The organism is Parabacteroides sp. AF17-28 (assembly GCF_003479205.1).
In the GTDB taxonomy this organism is placed as follows: Bacteria; Bacteroidota; Bacteroidia; order Bacteroidales; family Tannerellaceae; genus Parabacteroides; species Parabacteroides acidifaciens.
The window spans coordinates 247541-272886 of the sequence record NZ_QUGV01000002.1; the positions used below are offsets into that span (position 1 = coordinate 247541).

22 protein-coding genes are annotated in these 25346 nt (G+C 45.8%); 14 read left to right on the forward strand and 8 right to left on the reverse strand.

The window, feature by feature from the left end:
• Nucleotide 1: 1 nt before the first annotated feature.
• The 3 genes from DWW90_RS02365 to DWW90_RS02375 are packed head-to-tail and all read right to left on the reverse strand — an operon-like array spanning nt 2 to nt 2537.
• On the reverse strand, nt 2–709 hold the full coding sequence (locus DWW90_RS02365) for a DNA alkylation repair protein (RefSeq protein ID WP_122332170.1): 708 nt from the start codon (nt 707–709) through the stop codon (nt 2–4).
• Nucleotides 706–1668, reverse strand: a complete 963-nt coding sequence (locus tag DWW90_RS02370; RefSeq protein ID WP_122343850.1) for a 2-hydroxyacid dehydrogenase family protein — start codon at nt 1666–1668, stop codon at nt 706–708. The genes DWW90_RS02365 and DWW90_RS02370 overlap by 4 nt, the downstream gene beginning before the upstream one ends.
• A 59-nt stretch (nt 1669–1727) precedes the next feature.
• Complete coding sequence (locus DWW90_RS02375; RefSeq protein ID WP_122343851.1) at nt 1728–2537, reverse strand: alpha/beta hydrolase; 810 nt, start codon at nt 2535–2537, stop codon at nt 1728–1730.
• A 173-nt stretch (nt 2538–2710) separates the two neighbouring features.
• Here DWW90_RS02375 and DWW90_RS02380 point away from each other — a divergent pair, with 173 nt between their 5' ends.
• The 6 genes from DWW90_RS02380 (at nt 2711) to DWW90_RS02405 (ending at nt 10125) form a co-directional block, all read left to right on the forward strand.
• Nucleotides 2711–3943 carry a nucleoside recognition domain-containing protein gene (locus DWW90_RS02380; protein ID WP_122343852.1) on the forward strand — a complete coding sequence of 411 codons (1233 nt, stop codon included), beginning with the start codon at nt 2711–2713 and terminating at the stop codon, nt 3941–3943.
• Nucleotides 3944–3978: 35 nt separating this feature from the next.
• Nucleotides 3979–4401: an rRNA maturation RNase YbeY gene (ybeY, locus tag DWW90_RS02385; protein WP_115498452.1), complete on the forward strand. Its 423-nt coding sequence runs from the start codon at nt 3979–3981 to the stop codon at nt 4399–4401.
• Between the two features lie 628 nt (nt 4402–5029).
• Nucleotides 5030–5443: a hypothetical protein gene (locus DWW90_RS02390; protein WP_147382119.1), complete on the forward strand. Its 414-nt coding sequence runs from the start codon at nt 5030–5032 to the stop codon at nt 5441–5443.
• A 239-nt stretch (nt 5444–5682) separates the two neighbouring features.
• Nucleotides 5683–6846 (forward strand): 6-bladed beta-propeller, encoded by a 1164-nt coding sequence (locus DWW90_RS02395; protein WP_122343853.1) that lies wholly within the window; start codon nt 5683–5685, stop codon nt 6844–6846.
• 42 nt (nt 6847–6888) lie between these two features.
• A complete protein-coding gene (locus DWW90_RS02400; protein WP_122343854.1) occupies nt 6889–8079 on the forward strand; it encodes a 6-bladed beta-propeller in 1191 nt (396 codons plus the stop codon).
• 732 nt (nt 8080–8811) lie between these two features.
• Entirely contained in the window at nt 8812–10125 is a 1314-nt protein-coding gene (locus DWW90_RS02405; protein ID WP_122343855.1) for a Gfo/Idh/MocA family protein, read from the forward strand.
• Between the two features lie 133 nt (nt 10126–10258).
• Here the strand turns inward: DWW90_RS02405 and DWW90_RS02410 are convergent, their stop codons facing one another.
• The gene (locus DWW90_RS02410) at nt 10259–10552 is read right to left on the reverse strand and encodes a nucleotidyltransferase family protein (RefSeq protein ID WP_115498459.1); all 294 of its coding nucleotides are present in this window, start codon (nt 10550–10552) and stop codon (nt 10259–10261) included.
• A 168-nt stretch (nt 10553–10720) separates the two neighbouring features.
• Here DWW90_RS02410 and DWW90_RS02415 point away from each other — a divergent pair, with 168 nt between their 5' ends.
• Together DWW90_RS02415 and DWW90_RS02420 are read left to right on the forward strand one after the other, a co-directional pair.
• Nucleotides 10721–13348, forward strand: a complete 2628-nt coding sequence (locus DWW90_RS02415) for a sensor histidine kinase (RefSeq protein WP_122343856.1) — start codon at nt 10721–10723, stop codon at nt 13346–13348.
• A 12-nt stretch (nt 13349–13360) separates the two neighbouring features.
• The gene (locus DWW90_RS02420) at nt 13361–14116 is read left to right on the forward strand and encodes a LytTR family DNA-binding domain-containing protein (protein WP_122332175.1); all 756 of its coding nucleotides are present in this window, start codon (nt 13361–13363) and stop codon (nt 14114–14116) included.
• Nucleotides 14117–14140: 24 nt separating this feature from the next.
• Here DWW90_RS02420 and DWW90_RS02425 read toward each other — a convergent pair whose 3' ends face one another.
• From DWW90_RS02425 to DWW90_RS02435, 3 genes are all read right to left on the reverse strand, one after another.
• Nucleotides 14141–14563, reverse strand: coding sequence for a hypothetical protein (locus DWW90_RS02425; protein ID WP_122343857.1), 423 nt, complete (start codon nt 14561–14563; stop codon nt 14141–14143).
• A gap of 12 nt (nt 14564–14575) precedes the next feature.
• A complete protein-coding gene (locus DWW90_RS02430; protein ID WP_122343858.1) occupies nt 14576–15235 on the reverse strand; it encodes a hypothetical protein in 660 nt (219 codons plus the stop codon).
• 84 nt (nt 15236–15319) lie between these two features.
• Nucleotides 15320–15817: a PH domain-containing protein gene (locus DWW90_RS02435; protein ID WP_122343859.1), complete on the reverse strand. Its 498-nt coding sequence runs from the start codon at nt 15815–15817 to the stop codon at nt 15320–15322.
• 115 nt (nt 15818–15932) lie between these two features.
• On the opposite strand from DWW90_RS02435, the gene mnmG reads away from it, so the two are divergent.
• From mnmG to deoC, 5 genes are all read left to right on the forward strand, one after another.
• Nucleotides 15933–17810: a tRNA uridine-5-carboxymethylaminomethyl(34) synthesis enzyme MnmG gene (gene mnmG, locus DWW90_RS02440; protein ID WP_122343860.1), complete on the forward strand. Its 1878-nt coding sequence runs from the start codon at nt 15933–15935 to the stop codon at nt 17808–17810.
• Nucleotides 17811–17895: 85 nt separating this feature from the next.
• Nucleotides 17896–19701, forward strand: coding sequence for an excinuclease ABC subunit UvrC (gene uvrC / locus DWW90_RS02445; protein ID WP_122343861.1), 1806 nt, complete (start codon nt 17896–17898; stop codon nt 19699–19701).
• Nucleotides 19702–19705: 4 nt separating this feature from the next.
• A complete protein-coding gene (gene dtd, locus DWW90_RS02450) occupies nt 19706–20158 on the forward strand; it encodes a D-aminoacyl-tRNA deacylase (RefSeq protein ID WP_122343862.1) in 453 nt (150 codons plus the stop codon).
• Between the two features lies 1 nt (nt 20159).
• The gene (locus DWW90_RS02455; protein WP_122343863.1) at nt 20160–20492 is read left to right on the forward strand and encodes a nucleotide pyrophosphohydrolase; all 333 of its coding nucleotides are present in this window, start codon (nt 20160–20162) and stop codon (nt 20490–20492) included.
• Nucleotides 20493–20495: 3 nt separating this feature from the next.
• Nucleotides 20496–21431, forward strand: coding sequence for a deoxyribose-phosphate aldolase (gene deoC, locus DWW90_RS02460; protein WP_122343864.1), 936 nt, complete (start codon nt 20496–20498; stop codon nt 21429–21431).
• 187 nt (nt 21432–21618) lie between these two features.
• Here deoC and DWW90_RS02465 read toward each other — a convergent pair whose 3' ends face one another.
• Entirely contained in the window at nt 21619–22458 is an 840-nt protein-coding gene (locus DWW90_RS02465) for a Bro-N domain-containing protein (protein WP_122343865.1), read from the reverse strand.
• 348 nt (nt 22459–22806) lie between these two features.
• Between DWW90_RS02465 and DWW90_RS02470 the strand changes: the two genes are divergently transcribed.
• Nucleotides 22807–25323, forward strand: coding sequence for a glycoside hydrolase family 9 protein (locus tag DWW90_RS02470; RefSeq protein ID WP_122343866.1), 2517 nt, complete (start codon nt 22807–22809; stop codon nt 25321–25323).
• Nucleotides 25324–25346 lie beyond the last annotated feature (23 nt).

Below are 25346 nucleotides of genomic sequence, written 5' to 3' on the forward strand. Positions count from 1 at the left end.
GTCATTTCTTTTTCAGGAAATACTGCCGCTGGTCTTCGGGGTAATGCTCGATGGCATAGCGAAGGGCTGTCCGGGGAAGTAGTGTCGCATTGCGTTCTAAAAAGTCGGTAAGTGTATCGCGATCTTTCTTTCCGACCTCACGAAGCATCCAGCCCACAGCTTTATGCATCAAGTCGTGTTTATGCGTCATCAGTTTCTCTGCAAGCGCAAGTGTATCGGTAAAATCCGAGCGACGGATAAAAGCCCAGGTGCAGACGATAGAGATCCGCTGCTCCCAGAGGTTATCGCTTTCAGCCAGTTCATACAGGATGGAACGATCCTTATCCACGAGATACTCGCCGACAACATCCCGGCAGGAGAGATCCACAAGATCCCAGTTATTGCACCGGCGCGTATTCTTCAGATAGAAATGATAAATCTTTTCCCGCTCTTCAGCAGTCGTCTTCCGATCCTGGGTACGATAGACCAGAATCAGCAAGGCACAAAGACGCGCCTCATGCCAAGGGCTGTCCAGCAAACGCTGCAATTCGTCGAAAGGCATCGCTTTATTGGCTTTCGCCACACTGCGGGTTTGCGGCACGACAACGCCTAAGAAGCGGTCACCTTCGCCGTATTGTCCCGGTCCAGTCTTAAAGAAGCGGCTCAGGTGGACAGCTTTCTCCGGCGAGCCGACCGATTGCAGTTCGCTCAGTACGAAATCCGCCGTCATGGACGCAGGACCCGTGACACAGGACGGTCGCCTTCCAGGAATCCGATTACGTTATTGCAGACCGTACGTGCCATGATGATACGCGTTTCTAATGTCTGCGTACCGATATGAGGAGTGAGGACCACATTGTCCATTTCCAGTAGCTCAGGCGAAGGATAGTCGCCGAACTCGAATACATCCAGACCGGCTCCATGAATCGTTCCGTCTTTCAAAGCCTCTACCAGGGCCTTTTCATCGACCAGCGGACCACGTGCCGTATTGATCAGGACAGCGGTCGGTTTCATCTGTTTCAGCTCGGCTTCACCAATAATATGATAGGTTTCCGGAGTGTAAGGGGCATTCAACGAGACATAATCGGACTGGGCAAGCAGTTCCTCCATAGAGGCATACGTCACGTTCAGCTTCGTTTCCTCCTCGACATAGAGCTGGCGGCGGTTATGATAGAGGACTTCCATTCCGCAGGCATTCGCCCGTTTGGCAAGCGCTTTCCCGATACGTCCCATACCGATAATACCCAATGTCTTTCCGGTCACGTTGATACCTAAGTTTTCCAGTACGCCGACCTTCATGTCGTGGCCCAGCGTGCGCAACTTACGGTCGCATTCCGTGATGCGACGGGCCACATCGAGCATAAGTCCGAGTGCGAGGTTGGCAGTAGGGGCTGTTACCGGGTCGGGAGTATTCGCAACCGTAATGCCTTTTTCGAGGCAATAGGCAACGTCGATATTGTTATAGCCGACGGCATAGTTGGCCACTAATTTCAAATTGGATGCATGATCCACCAGTTCCTTGTTCACAGGGAAATCGAACATCGAGCACAACACATCGTACTCCGGTATCATCTCAAAAACTTCTTCATACGTGAAGTCTCTTCCTTCCGGAAAAGTAACCTCATACTTGCTTTCCAGCTCGGTAAAACCCTCGCGGAACATGTCGTAGGTAACTAATATCTTTGTCATAAGCAGTTCTTTTATTATACATCTTAGTACTTCGCAAAAGTACAAAATTATCTGTTACTTCATTTCTTCTTCTCATGCTCTCTGATAAACCGGATGGCGAGCGGGAAACCGGCCGCACACATGGAGCCGTGGTCGAAACCGCCTAATTCATAGAGAGTCACATCAGGATGGCCTAAGAGTTTGAAGAGACGGTAGAAGTAGGCGGCTTCTTCGTAGCGGCCATAGAGTTCTTTTTCGCGATCACCGGAGAGGATCAGGATAGGGGCGCAGTCTTTCCGCACATGATACAAGGGAGCCGTCTCGTCGATCGTAGGCTGCAAAGGTTTCAGGCCTTGTTGGTTGCGGGTTTCGAAATGCGTGATCACCTGACCGCTGAAAGGGATGATTCCGGCCAGCTTGTCGGCATCTTTTCCATAACGGGCGAGCAGTTTCTTGTCCAGACCGACCATATCGACCAGATAACCTCCGGCAGAGTGGCCGGCGATATAGATAGAGGAGGTGCTGCCGCCGTATTTGCCGATATGATCGAACACCCAGGCGATAGCCGCCGTGGCATCATCCACGATATCCGTTGTTTTCACATGCGGCGACAAGCGGTATTCAACGCCGACGACCACCATATCATCCGTCAGCAGTTGCGTCGGCACTTCCCGGCTTCCGCCCGTCAGTCCGCCGCCATGAAACCAGACGACAACCGGCACATTCTTCACTCCCGGCTGGTAAGCAATATCCAGACGGCACATTTTAGAGGCATATTCATCCTCCGTATTTCCACGATAAGAGACATTACGCTCATAGGTATAATCGGCTGCAAAAGCTATTGCAGAAAACCATATAAGCAGAAAGGCTAACCCAATTCTATTCCTCATACTTCACTCTAAATTTGAATTGATAAAACACAAGTATTCATCTTTCAAATGTAGTCAGCTTTTTACAACTAAACAAACAATTGCCCATTTCCCGGCATCTTTTTCCGATAAAGCCGATTATTTCCTATTTTTGTAACCATTAACAAGTATCTTATTACCTGTCAACAACAGCTATGGTTCTAAATTACATCTGGATTGCCTTCTTTCTGATAGCCTTCGTGGTGGCACTTTGCAAACTGGTCATCGGCGGAGACACGGAAGTGTTCACCCAAATCATCAATGCCTCTTTTGCCTCGGCAAAGACGGGATTCGAGATATCCCTCGGCCTGACAGGAATCCTATCCCTCTGGCTCGGCATTATGAAAATCGGGGAAAAAGGAGGTGTGATCCAGTCCTTTGCCCGCCTGGCAGCTCCCGTATTCAGCAAGCTCTTCCCGGGAATCCCCAAAGATCATCCCGTGACAGGTTCCATCTTCATGAACCTTTCGGCAAACCTTTTAGGGTTGGATAACGCCGCCACACCGATGGGGCTGAAGGCGATGCAGCAGCTCCAAGAGCTGAATGCGGAAAAGGATTCCGCCAGCAACCCGATGATCATGTTTCTTTGTATCAACGCTTCGGGCCTGACACTAATCCCGATCACCATCATGATGTACAGGGCACAGATGGGAGCTGCCAACCCTTCGGATATATTCCTTCCGATCATGCTGGCGACCTTCACCTCCACTCTCGTCGCCATACTGGCCGTCTGCATCAAGCAGCGGATCAATATCCTGCAACGGAACCTGCTACTGTTTTTCGGAGGGCTTGCGTTGTTTATCGGCGGACTGGTCTGGCTGTTCAACTCGCTGGAACAGAAACAGGTGTCCCTCTACTCCACCCTATTTGCCAATACATTGCTTTTCACGATCATCTGTGGCTTTATCATCAGTGGAATCCGGAAGAAAATCAATGTGTACGACACGTTTATCGAAGGAGCCAAAGAAGGTTTCAAGACAGCTGTCACCATCATTCCCTACCTCATCGCCGTATTGGTTGCCATCGGAATATTCAGGGCTTCGGGCGCGATGGATTTTCTGATAGACGGCATCCGCATGGGAGTTTCGGCCGCTGGATTAGACACGAAATTCGTAGAAGGCCTTCCCACAATGCTGATGAAACCGCTTAGCGGCAGCGGAGCACGGGGAATGATGCTCGACGCCATGAACACATACGGGGTCGACTCGTTCGTTGGCCGCCTCTCCTCCATCGTACAGGGCTCAAGCGACACGACCTTTTACGTCGTTGCCCTCTATTACGGCAGCGTCGGCATACGCAATACGCGCTACACGGTACAATGTTCCCTCCTGGCAGACCTTGCCGGGGCGATTGCGGCGGTTGCGATGACGTATCTGTTTTTTGGCTGAGAATAATTGAAAAGAATAAAGAAAAGAATAACAATATGGCAATAGCATTTTACGCGGAAGACACGAAGCTTCCGGCAATCAAAAAGAGAACGGTCAGCAACTGGATCAAGGCAGTAGCCGCCACATACGGGAAGAAAACGGGCGACATCAGCTATATCTTCTGTTCCGACGAGAAAATCCTGGAAGTAAACCGCCAATACCTCCAGCACGATTATTACACGGATATCATCACCTTCGACTACACCAGCGGGGATAAAATCTCCGGCGATCTGTTCATTAGCCTGGACACTGTCCGGACCAACTCCGAAACATTCCATACCGACTACAACGAAGAGCTCCACCGCACCATCATCCACGGTATCCTCCACCTCTGCGGCATCAACGACAAAGGTCCGGGAGAACGCGAAATCATGGAGGCAAACGAAGACAAGGCGCTGGCAATGCTACCGGAGGAATGAAAGGGACTTATTGTATAAAACGCTTTTTTCAGGCTCAAAAGACAGTCGAAACAAAACAAATGTTAATCCGCTTTTTTGACCTCAAAAAGGGACTTTTTCGCCTTTTTTGAGTGTTTCCAGCAATTACGACCGTCCTCTTTGCCACCATGACCGTGCTAATGTGTAGTGCACTCGGCACCTCGCGAAGATTAGCACGGTCGTAATGGCGATTTGGACGGGCGTAATCGGAAAGAGGACCGTCTTTAGGGCAAAAAAGCACCTGAATTTCCTTGGGATATTTGGAACGCCGTCCGTTTTATTTTCAAATATTCGATTCTCCGGGAGTTAAGCTTTATCACTTTGTCGGTGTTTTCGCTTTTCGGTAATCAAATTGCATACTTTCCTGGACGACCTCGGCATCTCATTTCATCTGTTGTCAGACAAAAAAGCTAAAATCGTAAAAAAAGTCAATCCAAAATGAGTCAGAATTTCAGACGAAATAGAAAAACAGCCGAAAAGGGGGGTTATTGTAAAATTTAACAGAATACCCCACCCTTCGAATATCCTGCAATTATATAAAAAACAAAAGCTAACTATACTAAAGCCTTCTACCCCACGTTCTATGGATATAAACATCAAACATATTATTATGAACACATCAATCGCAACAAACCGGATCAAGAGATTTATCAACTCATTCCCTGAAATCTGGTACATCACTCTCTTCTCCCTGCTGGTGATTAGTGATATCGCTTGCCTGTTTACCTCCGGCTGGCATTCCCGAAATACGGTTACCACTCTGGTTTCCCTGGCGATCGTTATTTTATTGCTGATGCAACTTTTCCGGAATAATACTTGGAGCCGTTTCCTGCTCGGTACCATTTTTACATTTGGTTCACTATTTATGTTCCTTGCTTTGCTGTCCGAATATTCCGAGTTTCCATTAGGTACGGAACCGGGCGCAATTACCTTGCTGGCTGTCGGCATTCCGCTAATCGGCTTTTCATTCCTCATGGGCGGGAAAATGTTATTGAAAGGGATACATAATATGTATGCTTGCTAAAAACGAATTGCACAAATACGGCTTTCGTAAATTCTGACAGGCATTTCACAAAACGGAAAGAAGGTGAATATGAAATATACGCTTCCGGTGCTTTTCAGGAATGAATAAAACGCCTGTTACTCATCCAAAACCGCCATTTGCTCATTTGCCGGATACCCTCCCGATATTATCACATAGATTTGAATCTAATCCTGGAAACAGGCAAATAAGGGATTGGTAACAATAATAAATTATCCGGCATGAAAGGCACAACTATTTTCTTTCTATTTATTCTGTTAATAACGGCAGGTTGCAAAAGACAGAATCAAACGGCAGACAACTTGATCACGGTAGATGTCACAAAAAATTCTTTTCCCAAAAAGGAATTGATTCTTCAAGATTTCATGGATGTGGAGTATATTCCGCTGGAAACAAACGATGATTTTGTTAATCAAGGCTTTGTACAGGCTGTAGGTGAAAAATTCATAATAGTGGCAAACTATCGGAAAGACGGAGATATTTTTGTGTATGACCGGACGGGAAGAGCCATCCGTAAGATAAACCGCCAAGGGCAAGGAGGAGAAGAATACATATCTTTTACAAGCATTACATTGGATGAGGAAAACAATGAAATGTTTCTAAATGATCATTGGGCAAGAAAAATAAAGGTTTATGACTTAGAGGGAAATTTTAAGCGAAGTTTTAAACAGAAGCAGGAAGGTAATACCCAGTTTTACGGGCAAATATTCAATTATGATAAAGAGAATCTGATTTGTTACGATGAATGTAATGACGATATTCCATTTCTGCTCGTCTCAAAACAAGACGGAAGCATAACCAAAGAGATCAAAACTCCATTTAAAGAGAAAAAGCTCTTCTTTCAACTTTTAAGACATGAAAAGGGAACAAAAATGGCCGGGCCTGGTATGTATAGTAGAATAACTCCCTTTAATAGCAATTGGATTCTGTTAGAACCTTCATCAGATACGATCTACACCTTAATGCCCGATTGCAGTTTGCGTCCATTTATCGCACGAACCCCACCCATCCATACCATGGATCCGGGATTCTACCTGGTTTTAAAGTTGGTTTCCAATCGTTATTATTTCATGGAAAGCATAAAGAATGTATATGATTTCAGCAAAGAAGAGGGGTTTCCGAGAACGTACCTTGTGTATGATACACAGGAAAAGGATTTCTTTAGGTATATCATATACAATGGCGATTATTCTTATAAAAAAGAATTTTATATGTCTATGCTGACCCCTATCAATTCCAAAGGCGAATTATGGGCTACTCTAAATGCTTTCGAACTTTGCAGAGATTATGAAAAAGGGAAGTTGAAAGGCAAACTGAAAGAAGTTGCCGCGACATTGGGGGAGGATGATAATCGGGTAATCATGTTGGTCAAACACAAAAAGTAACCTCCAGGTTATATTATCGCTTATCAAATACAGGTATAGAATATGAAAAGAATAAATATAACTTTAGTAATCATTCTTTTTCTGGTAACAGTGCCGGAAAGTAAAGGGCAAAAACAGACAGGCAGTAATGATTTCATTACGGTTAATATTGTTAAGAATTATTCCCCAAAAAAGGAATTGATACTTCAGGACTTTATGGATGTTGAATATATTGCGTTGGAAATGAACGATGAGTTTATTAATCAAGGTATCGTATTGGATATAGGCAAGGAATTTATATTAGTAAAAAACAGGAACCGGATTAATGACGGGAATATTTTTGTATATGACAGAACCGGGAAGGCCATACGGAAGATAAATCGTAAAGGACAAAGTGGTGAAGAATATATAAGTCTTTACAGCATTAATTTGGATGAAGAGAACAAAGAGATGTTCGTAAATGATATCTTAGGAAAAAAGATTGTTGTATATGATTTGTACGGAAACTTTAAAAGAAGTTTTAAACATAAAAACGGTACGGATTCCCAATTTTATAGCGACATATTCAATTATGACAGACAACATTTAATTTGCTACGACGAATATAATAAAGAGCTTCCGTTTGTACTTATATCCAAACAGAATGGACACATTTCCCAAGAGATAAAAATTCCATTTAAAGAAAAGAAGTTCTTAAGTCAAATAAAAAAGACAGGGGAAAATAACGGTCAAGCAGTGATCGGGGCCGGACCTGGTCGTTACTATTCCATCTTCCCTTTCAATGACAATTGGATACTTTCAGAACTTTCGTCTGATACGGTATACACCTGTATGCCGGACTACAGCTTGCATCCTTTTATTGCAAGAACACCGTCAATTCAATCCATGAATCCGGAAGAGGGTTTGATTATCCGGTTATTTTCGGATCGCTACTATTTTATGGAATCAATCAAAAATATATATGACTGGGACACACAAGAAGGATTTCCAAGTAAATATTTCATGTACGATACAAAAGAACAGTCTTTTTCCGGATATACTGTATACAATGGGGATTTTACAACAAAAAAGGAAATCTATATGAGTATGATTAAACCCATTAATCACGAAATTGCATCATGGTACTCTTTAGAAGCCTACCAACTTGTTGAATCTTACAACAAAGGAGAACTCAAAGGGATACTTAAAGAAATCGCATCTAAACTGAACGAAGATTCCAATCCGGTTATTATGCTGATAAAATATAAAAAGTAACCTTTAGGATAATTAAAATCGCTTCTCTACCATTTATTCAATATAGGTATCTATTATTATCTAAACATATCTTTGTTAAAAGAAAACTTATGTTTTGGTTATATAAAGCTGAAGGGGACTATTTGTATCTTCCCTCTGTGGTGGGCTTATAGCCCTGAGATATCATCGTTATCACACACATAAATCATCTTTTACAGGTTCATCATTTCTTACAACTGTATCTGTATAAGTAAGCAGGAAGATCCTTACTTGTCAAGATTGCCTGTAAAATAGTTTAGCAGTATTTCATGGGGTTATTGTGCCGTAGAGGAAGGAACCATCCGGCAGATAGAATGAACGATGCGGGATGTGTGCTCCTTCCATACCTACTCGCTATTCATGTTACAGCCGTGAAACAAAAGAAATCCAACTGTAACATAGAAGGAAGACAGTTGTGACATGAAAGGAATACAGCCGTAACATGCAATAGAGGACCGATGTTTATCCGCTATTGATTCATTATTTACCAATTTTGAACTATCTCGTTCCCGTGTTCCGAAGCGGGAACAGAATAGAAAAATGACCGAGAAGAGGGGTATAGTAATGATCTCACACATGACACCTGTCCTTTAAAACTCTCTTATAATATGTAGTGATATGTTAATGTATAAATTACAAGAACTTTGTTTTCATAAACTTTATATATATTGCGAATATAACAACTAAACAGATGTTTCACCTTAAAATAATATTATGATGAACAAATTGAACAGACGTGAGTTTTTGGGATTATCGGCATTAGGCCTGGCCGGTTTGACTATTCTTCCTAGTTGGTCTATTAATGGAAAGAAATATGCTCCCAGTGACCGGATCGTAATGGGGTTTATCGGTCTTGGCAGGCAAGGATCAAGTGATTTCTATGCAGCATCCGCCTGTCCCGGAATACAGGTTGTTGCAGGTTCGGATGCCGACTCCCTGAAAAGAGACCGTTTCGTGAAACGCGTCACAGAATGGCAAAAGAAAGCCGGCTGGAATCCGCGTTGCGACTGTTATGAGTTTTATGAAGAATTGCTGGACAGGAAAGATATCGACCTTGTCTCGATTGCCACCCCTGACCACTGGCATGCTTTGGCGGCGATCCATGCCTGTCAGGTATCCAAAGATGTCTATCTACAAAAGCCGTTGACATATACCATAGCAGAAAGTATTGCCTTAGAAAGGGCTGTCCGCTCCAACAAACGTATCCTTCAGGTGGGTAGCCAGCAACGTTCGGACGGAGAATTTAAAGAAGCGATGGCGTTGGTCAGATCGGGGGCTATCGGGCATATAGAAAAAGTATATGTCCGCATTGGTGAACCACCCGTACCGTTCGATTTACCCGAAGTTCCCGTGCCGCCTTATCTCAATTTCAACCTCTGGATGGGGCCGCTTACCGATCCGAAGATACACTACCACCCGGATATGTGTCCTCCTATCGACAATCCGGAAAGGAAAGAGAAAGGTCCTTGGGCCGTATGGCGCTACTATAGGGAAACAGGAAACGGCTACACATCGGACTGGGGTGCTCACCATTACGACATCGCACAAGCAGCTTTAGGCATGGACGGCTCAGGGCCGATCGAATATATTCCGGCAGGATATAACGGAACCAAGTACAGCACAATGAAATATGCCAACGGGGTCGTGATCACGGAACAGCCTTTTCGCGAGGATAAACCAGACGATAAAGGGCTCAAATTCTTCGGAACGAAAGGCTGGCTCAAAGTGGCACGCGGGTATATCGAATGTTCGGATCCCTCACTCCTGAAACATGAGAAAACGGGAACTTCACACATGCAGAACTTTATCGACTGCGTCCGTTCAAGACTCAACCCGATCGCTCCGGTGGAGGTAGGCTGCAGCACCAACATCATGTGTTGCTTGAACAACATCGCAAATGAATTGCAGCGCCCGGTCAAATGGGATCCTGCAACCCGTAGTTTCGGCGATGACAAAGAGGCGTATGCACATCGCCTGTACCACTATGAGTATCGCAATCCGTACGCATTGCCTTATTGGGAAGATTAAAGAAATCGAGGAAGGGGCAAAGGCGATTTGTACTTTTGCCCTTTTTCTGCCCGGGGGATAATTAAGGGACTGATTAAAGCATATTATTGATTTTCGAAATTGCCAATTTTAAAGGAAGTAGGCTCTTCCCCTATCAAACATAAATGCCATCTTTAAGGATATTATTTTTCAACGCTGGCCGTAATGAATCTCTTAGCCGAATCAAATCAACTTTACATTTACATAATGACTCTAACAATTCTTTAAGGTCAAAAAGAATGAACGGTTCAACCTTTTCAAGCGAAACAAATACATCCAGATCGCTTTCTTCCGTCTGTTCTCCTCTGGCCACAGAGCCAAAAATCCCCAACTCTTTAATACCAAATCGAGGACCAAATTCTTTTTTGAATTTAGATAAGATTTCTTTATATTCAGCTATAGACTGCATAAACCTATCGTTTTTACAAAGTTAGGAATAAAATCAATAATATGCAACTATCCTTTATTTCACCTGTTACTCATCCAAACCCGTCATCTGCTCATTTGCCGGACGGATACTGGTCTTTGCTGAATACATTTGGACTGTAATTAAATTATTCATCTTATTTTTACAGTCATGAAAACAGTACTCCTATTCCTTCTTGTCTTTCTGGCACAAATCGGTTCGGCCGAGACGTTCAAGCCCTATACACCCGACTCCTTGAAAAAAGGCGATTGGGTGGTAATTGAGTCTGTCAACTATTATCCTTACATCGCTCCAGGTCTCAAAGAGGAAGTACCCTGGCGGGCGGAAAACATCCGGAGAATTACCATCCGGGGAACCGTAACAGACGTAAAAGCGGAAACGATCACGATCGACTATACACTTGAAAACGTTTATGACTGCCGGAATGATAAAGAGAAGCCCGGTTTTTCCTATTTTGACAGCCGCTATATGCAGGATCTTGTTGTCGAAGAGAATGAGGCAGGCAAGCTGATTGCGCGTTTCACATACGACCGAAAAAGCGGAAAAACAAAAACTTTCAAGAAAGAAGATTATCTATATACGTACACAATGGCCTATATTCCTTTCGGAGTAAGAGGGACAGGGATGCCTGCCAACTCCACAGATATAGGAGCAGACGACATAAAATTCGACAGGTTCTCGACCTTCTTATTTGATAATTTCCCGGCCAAATGGGAAAAAGACGGCACGATCCGGTTAACTCCGGATGCACGGATTGTCGATGCATCATTTGAACTTCCTCCGAATACGGAATTTACCGTAAGCAACTTCAGTTTCGAGGCATCCAAAGATTCGACTGTCCATAAAAAAATATTTATTGCCTACCCGACTGATTATAAAGTCGGAGAACGAATGACACTGCTGCTTACTCCCGGAGATTCCATTATTCAGGACAAAGAATTATATGAAAAGACACACAATATGCGTTATATGGGACGAGGAAGCGAGCAAAACAACTTTCAATACAGTTTCGTACGGTTTGCCAACATATACGAATCTGACATACGTAACCTTGACTTCGACTCTCCCGACCAGATGAAAAAAGACTTCCAGTCCCGCAACGCCCTTTTTCAAGCTGCGTTAGAGAACGATGACTTTAAGAATATGGACCCCTATTGGAAAAAGGTATTCGAACGTTCGGAGCAATACTTTGAAGGAATGCTTGTCCTTATGCGCTATATGAAAGCGACCGACAAAGAGGCCTGGCATAAAAGCGGCCTGCTCGACTGGCAAGCGCCTCATTTCGCATCGGTCAATCCACTCATCGACTTTGCATACAGTACGAAAAAACCGTTTGCCACATGTTACTATTCTTTCCTGTACGGATATTCACTCTATAAGAAACAGGAGCTCAAATCGGATAACCTATGCCTGAATAAGGAGAAAGAATTAACCCCACAGGAGAACTATCTTCTGAACAAACAGATTTTCTCCGGTTTCCCCCAATATGTGGTAAACGAGGCGACTTTAGGGAGTATCATGTACGACAGTATGTTATCTGAAATAGAAGAAGACTATAATGATTTTATCAGCTCCTGCCCAGATACCAGCCTGACAAATATATTGACCTCCGCATACAATAAGTTCTTACCTTTCGAAGCCGGAAGAAACATCCGGGAGAGTGGCCTTATGATAGTCGACAATCTGAAGCTGAAGAAAGGAAGCGACCGGAAATATATCCTGCTATTTTTATCGACACAGGGAGGCCTTCCCGCATCGGGACTCCAAAACGCGCTTGATTTTCAGAAACGCCTTGAATCAGATGGGATATCATCCGCCGTACGGCTCGAACTATACGCCAAATTCTCCGATCATAATGCCAATCGGGTAAAGCCTTACAAAGCGATCCCCGACCAGCAAATCGAGGAATTAAAACGTAAAGGGTTCAGCACCATGACGATCCTGATGCGTGAAGACGGGACCATCCTCTATCGCAAATTTGGCAATTGGTTATTTGATCCTCAAAAGCCACTCCTCCAAGTACTACAAAAGGACCTGAACAGAGTAGACGAGTCGATGAGTGATTTCAAAAAAGGATTCAAAGAAGGTGTTTTAGGTTCGCTCTTAGTCATTGTAATCATCGGTCTCGTTTACTATTTCCGGACCAGAAGTAAGCGGAAAGAGGAACGCAACCGGCGGCATATCTCCGAGCTTGAACTCCGCGCGATCCGTTCCCAGATGAATCCGCATTTCATCTTTAATGCATTAAGTTCGATCCAGAATCTGATTAACCGTTCGGCCAATCAGGAAGCGAACAAATACCTGATCGACTTCTCGCGTTTGCTGCGGAAAGTATTGGCGACTTCCGAAAAGAAGTTAGTGCCTCTTTCCGATGAGCTCGAACAATTACAGTTATATTTGAAACTCGAGCAGCTTCGTTTCCCCTTCTCCTACTCGTTCGCTATTGATGAAAACATCAAACCGGAACTGATCGAAATACCGGGAATGCTGATACAGCCGTTCGTTGAAAACGCCGTAAAGCACGGAATCGCTCCATGGGGAGAAGGAGAAATCATAATTCGATTATCTTTGCAGAAGCAAGTGCTGGTAATCGATATTACAGACGACGGTCCCGGAATAGCGACAGACACAGACGGAGGCTTCGGCATCCGTGCCATCAGCAGCCAATTCGAGATATTAAAGACTTTATATAATACGGAAATCAGTATTACAATTGAAAACAGACAGGAGAAAGAATCTGTTTCCGGTTGCCATGTCCGATTATCCATTCCTTTATAACAAAACGAATATATGGAAACGAAAATAACTGCAGCAATCGTTGAAGACGAACAGGGAAATAGGGAAAACCTGCTCCGTATGGTTGAAACCTATTGTCCGCAAATCAGGATTTCGGCGATCTGCAGTTCCGTGACCGAAGCCCGTAGCATCCTCCCCGAAACAAAACCGGATATCCTTTTTCTGGATATCCGGCTGGGGGATGATACCGGTTTTAGCCTGTTGGAAAGTCTCCCGGATATTTCGTTTGAAGTGATCTTCACCACAGCCTACGACAGCTATGCAATCCAGGCCATCCGTTTCAGCGCGCTCGATTACCTGCTGAAACCGATCGACCCGGAAGAGCTGGTACATGCGGTCGATAAAGCGGTACAGGTTATTCTCAGGAAACAGGAAAATAAGCGAATGCAAAACCTGCTACAGAACGTCCGGGCACTGGACAAGCAGAAGAAAATAGCTTTGTCCGTAGCCGACAAAATAGAGTTTGTGGAGATCGGTTCTATCATCCGCTGCGAATCAGAAAGTAATTATACGACCTTCTACCTGAAGTCCGGAGAAAAGCTGATCGTTTCCAAAACACTCAAGGAGTTTGACGAATTACTAACGCCCTACAATTTCCTCCGCGTCCACCAGTCACATCTGATCAATCTGGATGAAATCAGAAGTTTCATCAAAACGGACGGCGGCTATATCCGGATGAAAGACGGTTCGACCGTCAGTATCTCCCGGCAACGGCGCAACTATGTGCTGGAAGTTCTAAAGCAGTTATAAACCATTAACTGCCCGGATTCCCGTTTACTCTTTATACTTCAGGTCAAAACGTCCTTTCGTAATACGGTCACCTTCAAAAGTACCGCTGAATATCCCGTCGGACATACGGGTTATATGGACCTTTCCATCTCCCATATTTTGATTATCAAAAGATACATCTGTATAAGGGAGCGTTTCGCCCTGTTTAGGGTTAGCAATAGTAAAACGGAGATATGAACCGAAACCGACTTGTGCCGAAACCGTCATGCCGGTGCTATCTTCCAACTGTGTATATTCTGCTGCCGGTAATCCCCAGCGTCCACTTACGTACACCCAGCCATCTACCAGGCAACCGAATGTATTCGCACCAACTGTAGTAGCTTCCGGCATAATAGTCGGGTCGACCGATTCATTTTCTTCACATGCTATACAGAAAAACATCAAGCAAAGGAATAATATATGTCTCATAACTGCATCTGATTAAAAGTGAAAATTCATACCGAACAACAACGATAATTGGGAAAAGCATCCGCCACCGCCACTTAATTCAGGAGATTCGACCTGCCATTTCTGACCATGATATCTGACTGAATAGTTTTCCGAAGAAGTCACGATCCAATTGAGCTTTGCCGATAATCCCACATGCGGAAAGAAAAGATATTCGCCACCTGCCGACAGGTTATATGCCAACTTGTTCATCGAGACATTACGGGGTTTATCGTACACGAAGCTTTTATCTTTGTATGATTGATACCCCACGCCTGTTGACAAAGACAGATTGTATTTCTGCTTTACGTAGAAAAGGGCGATCTGCGGTGCGATATAGTGCATTAAGATTTTATCGGAGCCTTCGTCATGCGTGTTTTTATATCGTTCGCCCTGATAGACGATACCTGGAGCCAGCTTAAATGAATTGAAGATATATTTATCTTCCAAATAGTAGTAGTTAACATCCCAGGCAACCCCATTTCTCAAATCATTGCGATAGGTTTCTGAGTTGTTAGTGATCCCGATCATTTCTCCCAAATACCAGGAAGGACCTGCATGGACAGAGAATATCGACTTTCCAATGGATGCCTCCTGTGCAAACAACGACAGCGTTTGGATCAACAGCCCTAATAAAAGCACATACTTTTTCATAACAATCTACTTAAAGTTATATTATTATGATGCTTAAGACAGATCAAACGCTGCACCCGAAGCCTTAATTCTCCGACCCTATCCTTATCTCCATAGTATTGCCCGATTCAGGTAATTGATAAATTCCGGATCGTCGGGGGCGATGATAAAGTTTCCACGACCGGCTGTCGTAATCAGAATGCAGTTATTGGAACGACGGGCAAAGATCTTCACATGTCCGATAGTGGTAAAAGAGAAATATCCAAGATAACCAAACAACCAGCTGGAACCGAACGAACGGATCCCAACTCCTAAATCCGTTTGATCTACTTCTCGTGCCGAAATGATCTCTTCAATGCGGATATAATATTTCCGGAAGGGTGTGTCGATTGTCAGCTTTTCCCCATCCACGATAAAGCGTTTCGGCATAAAGCCCCGAGTTGTAACAGAAAGGAGGGTGCTAAAAGCAAACATGCCAAGCAATGCATACAGTTCTCCATAGTAGGCCGGGAATAAGCAAACGCCATACAAGATAAAAAGCGTGACAGATGTTTTTATCTTATTGGTACTATCCATCGTTGAAGAAGAGATCCGGGCTTCCATAATGTCATTCTTTAGGTATTACTTAGATATTCCAAGATTTACAAATATAACCAAAAACCCATACAAAATGCATTCGATTTGCACTATCTTTGCAAAAACAAAGATAATTAGGACAATGACTTTCAATTACGATGTGATCGTGGTAGGCGCCGGACACGCAGGCTGTGAAGCCGCAGCGGCTGCAGCCAACTTAGGTTCGAAGACACTTCTCATAACAATGGATATGAACAAGATTGCGCAGATGAGCTGCAATCCGGCGGTTGGTGGTATAGCCAAGGGGCAGATCGTCCGTGAAATCGACGCTTTAGGCGGTTATATGGGAATTGTGACGGATCATACAGCCATCCAGTTCCGTATGCTGAATAAGAGCAAAGGGCCGGCTATGTGGAGCCCGCGCTCGCAAAGCGACCGCGCCCGCTTTATCGAATGCTGGCGGGGAATACTCGAGAACCTTCCGAACCTTTATATCTGGCAGGATACCGTGCGCGAGCTTTTGCTCGATGGAGACACGGTATGCGGTGTAAAAACCTATATGGACGTCGAGTTCCGTGCCAAAAGCGTAGTGCTTACAAACGGGACTTTCCTGAACGGCCTGCTTCATATCGGACGTACACAGTTGCGCGGCGGCCGTATAGCCGAACCGGCAGCAACCGGGCTGACCGAGCAATTGGTTTCGTTAGGCATCAAATCTGAACGGATGAAGACCGGGACACCTGTGCGCATCGATGCACGGAGCGTCCACTTCGATGAAATGGCGGAACAGCCGGGGGAAAACGACTTCCACAAGTTCTCCTATATGGACACTTCGCACCGTGTTTTGAAACAGCTCAGTTGCTGGACGACATTCACAAATGAGGCCTGTCATGAGGTTTTGCGCCAGGGTCTCCCCGACTCTCCGCTCTACAACGGACAGATCCAAAGCATCGGCCCGCGCTATTGCCCCAGCATCGAGACAAAGATCGTTACGTTTGCAGACAAACCCCAGCATCAGCTTTTCCTGGAGCCGGAAGGCGAAACGACGCAGGAATATTATCTGAACGGCTTCTCCTCTTCCCTGCCCCTCGATATCCAGTTGCGTGCCCTGCAACAAATACCGGCATTCCGCGACATACAGATTTACCGTCCGGGATATGCCATCGAATATGATTTCTTCGATCCGACACAGCTACAGCATAACCTGGAAACAAAACAAATCCATAACCTGTTCTTCGCCGGACAGATCAACGGAACGACGGGATATGAGGAAGCAGGCGGACAAGGCCTGATCGCCGGCATCAACGCGCACATCAATTGCCATGGTGGCGAACCGTTCATATTAGGCCGCGACGAAGCCTACATCGGCGTATTGATAGACGACCTCGTCACAAAAGGCGTAGACGAGCCTTACCGTATGTTTACCTCCCGCGCCGAATACCGCATCTTGCTCCGCCAGGACGATGCGGATATGCGCCTGACGGAAAAAGCATACAAGATCGGTTTGGCAAAACAAGACCGTTACGACCTGCTCACAGAGAAAAGAGCAAGCCGGGATGCGATCATCTCTTTTGCCGAAAACTATTCCATCAAACCGCAATACATAAACAGCGGATTGGAGGCATTAGGCACAACTCCCCTTTCACACGGCTGCAAGCTGATCGAATTAATTCCGCGTCCGCAAGTCACGCTGGAAAATATGGCAGAACTTGTTCCTGCCTTCCGCGAGGTTTTGGACAAAGTTCCGGTTTCACGCAAAGAAGAGATTATCGAAGCGGCAGAAATACTGATCAAGTATAGCGGCTATATCCGTCGCGAGCAGATCATCGCTGACAAGATCAGCCGCCTGGAGAATATCCATATCAAAGGTAAATTCGATTATAATTCTATCCAGTCTTTATCGACGGAAGCCCGCCAGAAGCTGACGCGGATAGACCCGGACACCATTGCCCAGGCAAGCCGTATTCCGGGCATCTCGCCAAGCGACATAAACATCCTATTGGTAATGCTTGGCCGCTAAAGGCAGAATGTTCCACGTGAAACATTTACTTTAACAAGAACAGCGTAAAACACTAAGAATAGGACAGAAACATACATAAAATAGAATGAGCGTAACCGAGGAACATATAAAAACAATACTTTCCATCATACCTGAATCGCCGGGGTGCTACCAGTATTTCGACGATAAAGGGACGATCATTTATGTAGGCAAGGCAAAGAACCTGAAGCGCCGTGTCTCCTCCTATTTCAACAAGGAACACGACAGCAACAAGACGCGCGTTCTTGTCAAGCAGATACGGGACATTAAATACATCGTTGTCGATTCCGAAGAAGACGCTCTCCTTTTAGAGAACAATCTGATCAAACAATATCGTCCCCGGTATAACGTGCTGTTGAAAGACGACAAGACATATCCGTCCATTGTTGTCAAGAACGAATATTTCCCGCGCGTATTCCAAACAAGGAATATTGTACGGGACGGCTCGCGCTATTACGGTCCCTATCCTTCCGTGTACACAGCAAAAGTCATGCTGCAAATGCTGAAAGATTTATATCCGTTACGAACCTGCAAATATCCTCTTACCCCCGAATCCATCGCCGAAGGACGCTATAAAGTTTGCTTGGAATATCACATCAAACGGTGTAAAGGGCCATGCGAAGGATTGCAGACACTGGAAGAATACCAGCAAAACATCTCTGAAATAAAAGAGATCCTGCGCGGAAACATTTCACAGATAAGCAAGCATCTCTACGAACAGATGCAAACCCTTGCCGGAGAATTACGGTTCGAGGAAGCGCAAAAGATTAAAGAAAAGTACGAAGTCATCGAGAATTACCGCGCCAAATCGACGGTCGTCACACCGATGCTTCACAATATAGACGTCTTCTCGCTGGCCGAAAACGAGAACTCCGCTTATATCAACTACATGCATATAGGAAATGGGGCCATCGTCCAGGCCTATACCTTTGAATATAAAAAGCGTTTGGATGAATCGAAAGAAGACCTCCTTAGTCTGGGCATTATCGAAATGCGCAACCGCTTTAAAAGTACGGCACGCGAAATCATTATTCCTTTTCCGCTGGATATAGAGCTGGAAAACGTGACGATCACAGTGCCCCAACGCGGAGACAAGAAAAAACTGGTCGAGCTTTCCGAGATGAACGTAAAGCAATACAAAGTAGACAAACTGAAACAGGCGGAAAAGCTGAATCCGGAACAACGCAGCACGCGCCTTCTGAAAGAAATTCAAGACACCTTGCATCTGCCTAAACTACCCGCACATATTGAGTGTTTCGACAATTCGAACATACAGGGAAGCGATGCGGTGGCTGCGTGTGTTGTCTTCAAAATGGCGAAACCATCGAAGAAAGATTACCGGAAATACAATATCAAGACAGTTGTCGGTCCGGACGATTATGCCTCCATGAAAGAGGTCGTACGCCGCCGCTACCAGCGCGCCATAGACGAGAAATCTCCCCTGCCCGACCTGATCATTACGGACGGTGGAAAGGGGCAAATGGAAGTAGTACGCGAAGTTCTCCAAGATGAACTCCACCTCGACATTCCGATTGCCGGCCTTGCAAAAGACGGCAAGCACCGGACGTCGGAACTGCTTTTCGGCTTCCCTCCCGAAACAATCGGTATGCCGATACAAAGTTTCATGTTCAAGTTCTTCACCCAGATGCAGGACGAAGTACACCGTTTCGCCATCACTTTCCACAAGGACAAGCGAAGCAAGAACCAGACAAAATCGGAATTAGACGCCATAAAAGGGATCGGAGAAAAGACAAAAGTATTACTTTTACGCCACTTTAAGAGCGTAAAGCGAATACGCGAAGCCAGCTTCGACGAACTGAAGGCAGTAATCGGAGAAGCCAAAACAAATGCTTTAATAAATGGTTTAAAATAAAGATATGAGAACATTGATACAACGGGTACAGCACGCCTCGGTCACCATTGACGGGCAATTGAAGTCTAAAATAGGAAAAGGGCTGCTCGTGCTGGTCGGCGTTGAAGACCGCGACACCCGGGAAGACATCGAATGGTTGTGCAAGAAGGTTGCCAACCTGCGTATTTTTGACGATGAAAACGGCGTTATGAACCGTTCCGTAATCGAAACGGAAGGCGAAGTAATGGTGGTCAGCCAATTCACGCTGCATGCCTCCACCAAGAAGGGAAACCGTCCTTCTTACATCCACGCTTCCAAGCCGGACATAGCGATTCCGATGTACGAAGCCTTCTGCGCGGAAATGGGCCTGCAAATCGGCAAAGAGGTACAAACGGGCACATTCGGCGCCGATATGAAAGTGGAGCTGCTCAACGACGGCCCTGTTACGATTTGGATCGACTCACAAAATAAAGAATAATATGGCAGAAGTTACGCTTAAACAGGCACAGGAGCAGGTGGACAGCTGGATCAAAACGTATGGCGTCCGCTACTTCAACGAACTGACGAATATGACTATCCTGACGGAAGAGGTCGGAGAACTGGCGCGCATCATGGCCCGCACTTACGGCGAACAGTCCTTTAAGGAAAGCGACAAACACCGCGATTTAGGCGATGAAATGGCGGATGTTTTATGGGTATTGCTCTGCCTTGCCAACCAGACAGGTGTCGATCTGACTGCCGCTTTCGAAAAGAACCTGCAGAAGAAGACCGACCGCGATAAAGAACGACATATAAACAATAAAAAACTATAAGATATGGCACACGAACACGATCATGAATGTGGATGCGGACATCATCACCACGATGAAGATACCGAACATCTCCACACCGACAAATATCAGCAGGCCTTTGCCAAGTTTGAACCAGCCGGCTCGCCCGAAGAGGTTGCCGAACGGGTAAAAACACTGCTTGAAAAGCACGGAAAAGAGAACTTCACACCGGACGTACTGAAACAAATTCACAGTTTCATCGACCTGACTTCCCTCACCAGCATCGACACGAAAGAAAGCATCTGGAAACTGGTGGACAAGGTAAACGACTTTGAAGGCACTCGCCCGGACGTTCCCAACGTAGCTGCCATCTGTACTTATCCCCTATTTGTGGAAACAGTCAAGCAGGCACTTGCTGCCCAGGACGTGAAGATTGCATCCGTTGCCGGAGGCTTCCCCTCCTCCCAGACATTTATGGAAATAAAGATTGCCGAGACCGCCATGGCAGTCATGCAGGGAGCCGATGAAATTGACGTAGTGATGAATTTAGGCTATTTCATGGAAGAGAACTACGAGGAGATTGCGGAAGAAATCCAGGAAATAAAAGAAAGCTGCCGCGACGCCAAGCTGAAAGTAATCCTCGAAACCGGTGCCCTCGTAGCTCCGGAAAGCATTCGGAAGGCATCAATCCTCGCCCTCTATTCCGGTGCCGATTTCATCAAAACATCAACAGGTAAAGGTTATCCCGGCGCAACCCCGGAAGCCGTTTATACGATGTGCCAAGTGTTGAAAAAGTACCATTCCATCACAGGAAAACGTGTCGGCATTAAAGTATCAGGCGGTGTCCGCACAGCAGAAGATGCTGTCCGCTACTACACGCTCGTGAAAGAGGTCTTAGGCAACGACTGGCTGAATAAAGACCTGTTCCGTATCGGTGCAAGCAGCTTGGTGGAAGACATTGAGCAACGTTTAGGAAAGTAAGCGCAACAGTAAAAATTTCTTAAAAAGTTTCACCTGTTCCCCAAGTCTGAAACTTTAGTTTCTCCGGCATGAAACTAAAGTTTCACCACAAGGGAACAAAAGTTTCATCGTGATGAAACAAAAAGAGTCTCCCAAGCAAAATTCTTACGCCTGGGAGACTCTTTTAACTTAATATATCATATTCAATTCATTTACCCGTATCCTCAGGAAGTTTCCCTAAAGAGTTATGCGCATTTAAAGGAGAGACAACAGAACGCCCTAACTGACTTTCCAATTGCTGCCGTGCAACCTTGGCAACCTTCCCTCCTTCCATCGCAACAGAAGCGTTTTCATCGAATGTCTGCGGATCTTTAGCTTGCGAAAGTTCAGTTGTAGAAGCTTCTGCAAGCATATTCAAAACCAATTCGGTATTGGTCATATTATCCCTCAGATTTTCTTTTTTCAATCCTTTAAAGGCCTTATATTCCTTCGTTGTCTTATCAGACCATGTTTTTGTGATGATGTCGGTCAGAGAAGCAAACTGCACACCTTCCTCCATGCCACAACGTTTCCATTCATCCGTTAAGTTCTTACGGATTTCAATACTTTTCAGGCGTTGGTTAATCCAACTGTCGGAATATCCCAAACGCTTATATTCCCACATAGCGCGGTCAATCGTCAGTTCCGGATCTTGCAATTCATCGATTCTTTCACTTGCAATCTGTGCCATCCACAATTTAAAGGGTTCAGCTTTAGGAGAAGGGACAGACTGGATCAGACGGAAAAGCTGTTCGGTATCGGCCACATCGGTAAGCCGCATCTTACCATCAACTGCTCGCATTTTCAAACCGTGACAACTTGTCACGGTTTCATTCCCTTCCTGCTTCAATCGTTGTTTTAATTTACGCCAATAAGCCGTAGGATCAGGGCTTTCAGTTAACACGCCCATCACATCTACGATAGAAAAGTACCATTTTTCCTGTTCATCGTCCCAAACGGTACGAACTTTACGCTCTTCAAAGAGCTTGATTGCTTCTTTTTTTGTCATAGTCACTGTTTTTATAATAATATTCTACAAATGTACCCATTATATAATAGCAAACCGAACTTCTCAACACATATTTCACCCGTTAGGAACAATCATTGATTATCACCACAATAAAAATCAGGAAGAAAAGATTTTATTACAATATAAATCATATCTTTATAGCCACTTAGATAGATAAGTGACAGTGTTTCTTTGGACCTTTTAATATTTCTCAATTCAGTCGGGAGCTTTATGCTCATGCGTTAACTGTAAGTAAAAAGCCAGGAAATCCTTTGAAAAATCACAAGACCGATCAGAAGGAACAGCGACCGGATGACCGGTTATCACTAATAATAATATGATTTACACATGAAAAGACTAATGAGTATTTTATGCCTGGGAGGAATGATGAGTATACTCCCTGCAACGGCACAAGAGTTTAAATTAGGACCGGAAGGTTATTTCCAAAACCAGGGTGTGAATGTAATGGGCTTCGACGACATTTATCCGGAGGGCCATCAGGGTGGTGTTTCCCTGATCATGCATGGACACCGTGTAGCCACTAATGGAGATATTCGCCTCGAACCGACACCCGGCCAATGGCAACCGGTCCCGAAACAGAGAAAACGGGATCTTGATCCCGTAGCCAACACCATCACGGCCCGTTTGAGTTTCCCTGATTCTTCGCGGCATTTGACGGGATTCAACCCAATGATTTACCCAGATTTAGCATTCGACTACACCGTAACGATTAAGGGAGAAGGCGGTTCGGTTGTCGTCACAGTCGACCTGGATCGTCCCATACCACAGGAATTTATCGGAAAGGTCGGATTCAACCTCGAACTTTTCCCCGGCGCTCTCTTCGGAAAGCCTTGGATTATGGACACGCAGACGGGTATTTTCCCACAGCAGGCGAACGGACCTACGCGCTACGAACCGGCCAACCACTCGCATACCGGTAACTTCAATCCGGAAGGGAAAGCCTCTGCGGAGATGTTGGCCGGCAAAGGCTACAGCCCGATTGTGGCTGACGACATCGTGTCGGAACCTTATGCTGTCGGAAAACGTTTCACCGTCCGCCCGGACGATCCTTACAGCCGGTACACGATCGAGACAAAAGGCTCCGACCTAAAACTGTATGACGGCCGGATGAACCACAACAACGGCTGGTTTGTCGTGCGGAGCGAAGTGCCGGCCGGAAAGACCAAAGAAGCGATCCGGTGGGTCATCACACCCAACGTTGTAAAGGATTGGATCTATACGCCGGTTGTCCAAACGTCCCAATTAGGCTATCATCCCAACCAGCCCAAAGTCGCTGTTATCGAGCTGGATAAAAGAGATACAAGACTTCAGCAACCGAAACTCTACAAGATTACCCCCGACGGAGAAAAAGAAGTGCTTGCCGCCGCCGGACAGAAATGGGGACAATTCCTCCGTTACAACTACCTGAAATTCGACTTCTCGTCTATCAAAGAGGAAGGCTTATACCAGGTACATTACGGAGATGCCGTCTCTTCCATCTTCCGGATTGCGAAAGATGTGTATGATCGTGGCACCTGGCAACCGGTCCTGGAATACTTCCTCCCGGTACAAATGTGCCACATGCGGGTAAACGAGAAATACCGCGTATGGCATGATTTCTGCCATATGGACGATGCCCGTATGGCGCCTGTCAACTTCAACCATATCGACGGCTATGCGCAAGGGCCTTCCACACTGACGAAGTACAATCCGGGCGATGTAGTCCCCGGCCTGAACATCGGCGGCTGGCATGATGCAGGCGACTTCGACCTCCGGGTGGAATCGCAGGCCGGAGAAGCCTATATCCTGGCCCTCGCCTATGAAGCCTTCCATGTGGACTACGACGCTACCGCCATCGACCAGCACAGCCGGATCACAGAGATTCATCAACCCGACGGGAAACCGGATATGCTGCAACAGGTGGAAAACGGCGCCCTGACCGTTATCGGCGGTTACCGTGCCTTGGGACGCCTGTACAGAGGTATTATCTGTAACGGCCTCCGCCAGTATGTGCTGCTCGGAGATGCTTCCGCGATGACCGACAATGTAGCCGGAAACGAAGACGATCGCTGGGTCTTCACCGAGGACAATCCGAACCGCGAACTGACGACTGCCGCCCAAATGGCTGCCGCTTCACGCGTCTTGAAAGGATTCAACGATACCCTGAGCGTACAAGCATTAGATTGCGCCCGTACCCTCTTCGACGTGACGAAAGAATCCGCACAGACAAAGGCCTCAAAGGTACACGCCGCAACCGAACTCTATCTGACTACCGGCGACCAGCAATACAAGAACTATCTGCTGAAAGAGAAAGACTTTATTGCCCAGAACATCGGCCGTGTAGGTTGGTTCATCGGCCGGGCTGAAAAGAAAATGAACGATGCCGACTTCAGTAAGGCTGTCCGGAACGCGTTAGCCGGTTTCCGGACAGAGTTGGATAAGCAAGGGGCTGAAACACCTTATGGCATCCCCTATCGTCCGCATATTTGGGGAGCCGGTTGGGACATACAGTCGTTCGGCTACCGCCATTACTTCCTGCACACGGCTTATCCGGATATCTTCGGACCGGAATATGTGTACAATGCGCTGAATTTCGTCTTAGGATGCCATCCGGGCACAAATACGGCATCATTTGCATCCGGAGTGGGTGCAGTGTCGGCAACAGTCGGTTATGGCCTTAACCGCGCCGATTGGTCGTATATCCCGGGCGGTGTGGTTTCGGGAACAGCTCTGATTCGTCCGGATTTCCCCGAACTGCTGGTCTTCCCTTACCTTTGGCAGCAGGTCGAATATGTGTTAGGCGGAGGCTCATCGCATTATATGTTCCTGGTATTAGCGGCACAGCAGCTCCTATCGGATAAATAAAAACAGAAAATTAAATAATTACC

Excerpts from the sequence above, each read along its gene's own strand:
- DWW90_RS02365 (WP_122332170.1), bottom strand. The coding sequence starts at position 709 with ATGACGGCGGATTTCGTACTGAGCGAACTGCAATCGGTCGGCTCGCCG.
- DWW90_RS02370 (WP_122343850.1), bottom strand. The coding sequence starts at position 1,668 with ATGACAAAGATATTAGTTACCTACGACATGTTCCGCGAGGGTTTTACC.
- DWW90_RS02375 (WP_122343851.1), bottom strand. The coding sequence starts at position 2,537 with ATGAGGAATAGAATTGGGTTAGCCTTTCTGCTTATATGGTTTTCTGCA.
- DWW90_RS02380 (WP_122343852.1), top strand. The coding sequence starts at position 2,711 with ATGGTTCTAAATTACATCTGGATTGCCTTCTTTCTGATAGCCTTCGTG.
- ybeY (WP_115498452.1), top strand. The coding sequence starts at position 3,979 with ATGGCAATAGCATTTTACGCGGAAGACACGAAGCTTCCGGCAATCAAA.
- DWW90_RS02390 (WP_147382119.1), top strand. The coding sequence starts at position 5,030 with ATGAACACATCAATCGCAACAAACCGGATCAAGAGATTTATCAACTCA.
- DWW90_RS02395 (WP_122343853.1), top strand. The coding sequence starts at position 5,683 with ATGAAAGGCACAACTATTTTCTTTCTATTTATTCTGTTAATAACGGCA.
- DWW90_RS02400 (WP_122343854.1), top strand. The coding sequence starts at position 6,889 with ATGAAAAGAATAAATATAACTTTAGTAATCATTCTTTTTCTGGTAACA.
- DWW90_RS02405 (WP_122343855.1), top strand. The coding sequence starts at position 8,812 with ATGATGAACAAATTGAACAGACGTGAGTTTTTGGGATTATCGGCATTA.
- DWW90_RS02410 (WP_115498459.1), bottom strand. The coding sequence starts at position 10,552 with ATGCAGTCTATAGCTGAATATAAAGAAATCTTATCTAAATTCAAAAAA.
- DWW90_RS02415 (WP_122343856.1), top strand. The coding sequence starts at position 10,721 with ATGAAAACAGTACTCCTATTCCTTCTTGTCTTTCTGGCACAAATCGGT.
- DWW90_RS02420 (WP_122332175.1), top strand. The coding sequence starts at position 13,361 with ATGGAAACGAAAATAACTGCAGCAATCGTTGAAGACGAACAGGGAAAT.
- DWW90_RS02425 (WP_122343857.1), bottom strand. The coding sequence starts at position 14,563 with ATGAGACATATATTATTCCTTTGCTTGATGTTTTTCTGTATAGCATGT.
- DWW90_RS02430 (WP_122343858.1), bottom strand. The coding sequence starts at position 15,235 with ATGAAAAAGTATGTGCTTTTATTAGGGCTGTTGATCCAAACGCTGTCG.
- DWW90_RS02435 (WP_122343859.1), bottom strand. The coding sequence starts at position 15,817 with ATGGAAGCCCGGATCTCTTCTTCAACGATGGATAGTACCAATAAGATA.
- mnmG (WP_122343860.1), top strand. The coding sequence starts at position 15,933 with ATGACTTTCAATTACGATGTGATCGTGGTAGGCGCCGGACACGCAGGC.
- uvrC (WP_122343861.1), top strand. The coding sequence starts at position 17,896 with ATGAGCGTAACCGAGGAACATATAAAAACAATACTTTCCATCATACCT.
- dtd (WP_122343862.1), top strand. The coding sequence starts at position 19,706 with ATGAGAACATTGATACAACGGGTACAGCACGCCTCGGTCACCATTGAC.
- DWW90_RS02455 (WP_122343863.1), top strand. The coding sequence starts at position 20,160 with ATGGCAGAAGTTACGCTTAAACAGGCACAGGAGCAGGTGGACAGCTGG.
- deoC (WP_122343864.1), top strand. The coding sequence starts at position 20,496 with ATGGCACACGAACACGATCATGAATGTGGATGCGGACATCATCACCAC.
- DWW90_RS02465 (WP_122343865.1), bottom strand. The coding sequence starts at position 22,458 with ATGACAAAAAAAGAAGCAATCAAGCTCTTTGAAGAGCGTAAAGTTCGT.
- DWW90_RS02470 (WP_122343866.1), top strand. The coding sequence starts at position 22,807 with ATGAAAAGACTAATGAGTATTTTATGCCTGGGAGGAATGATGAGTATA.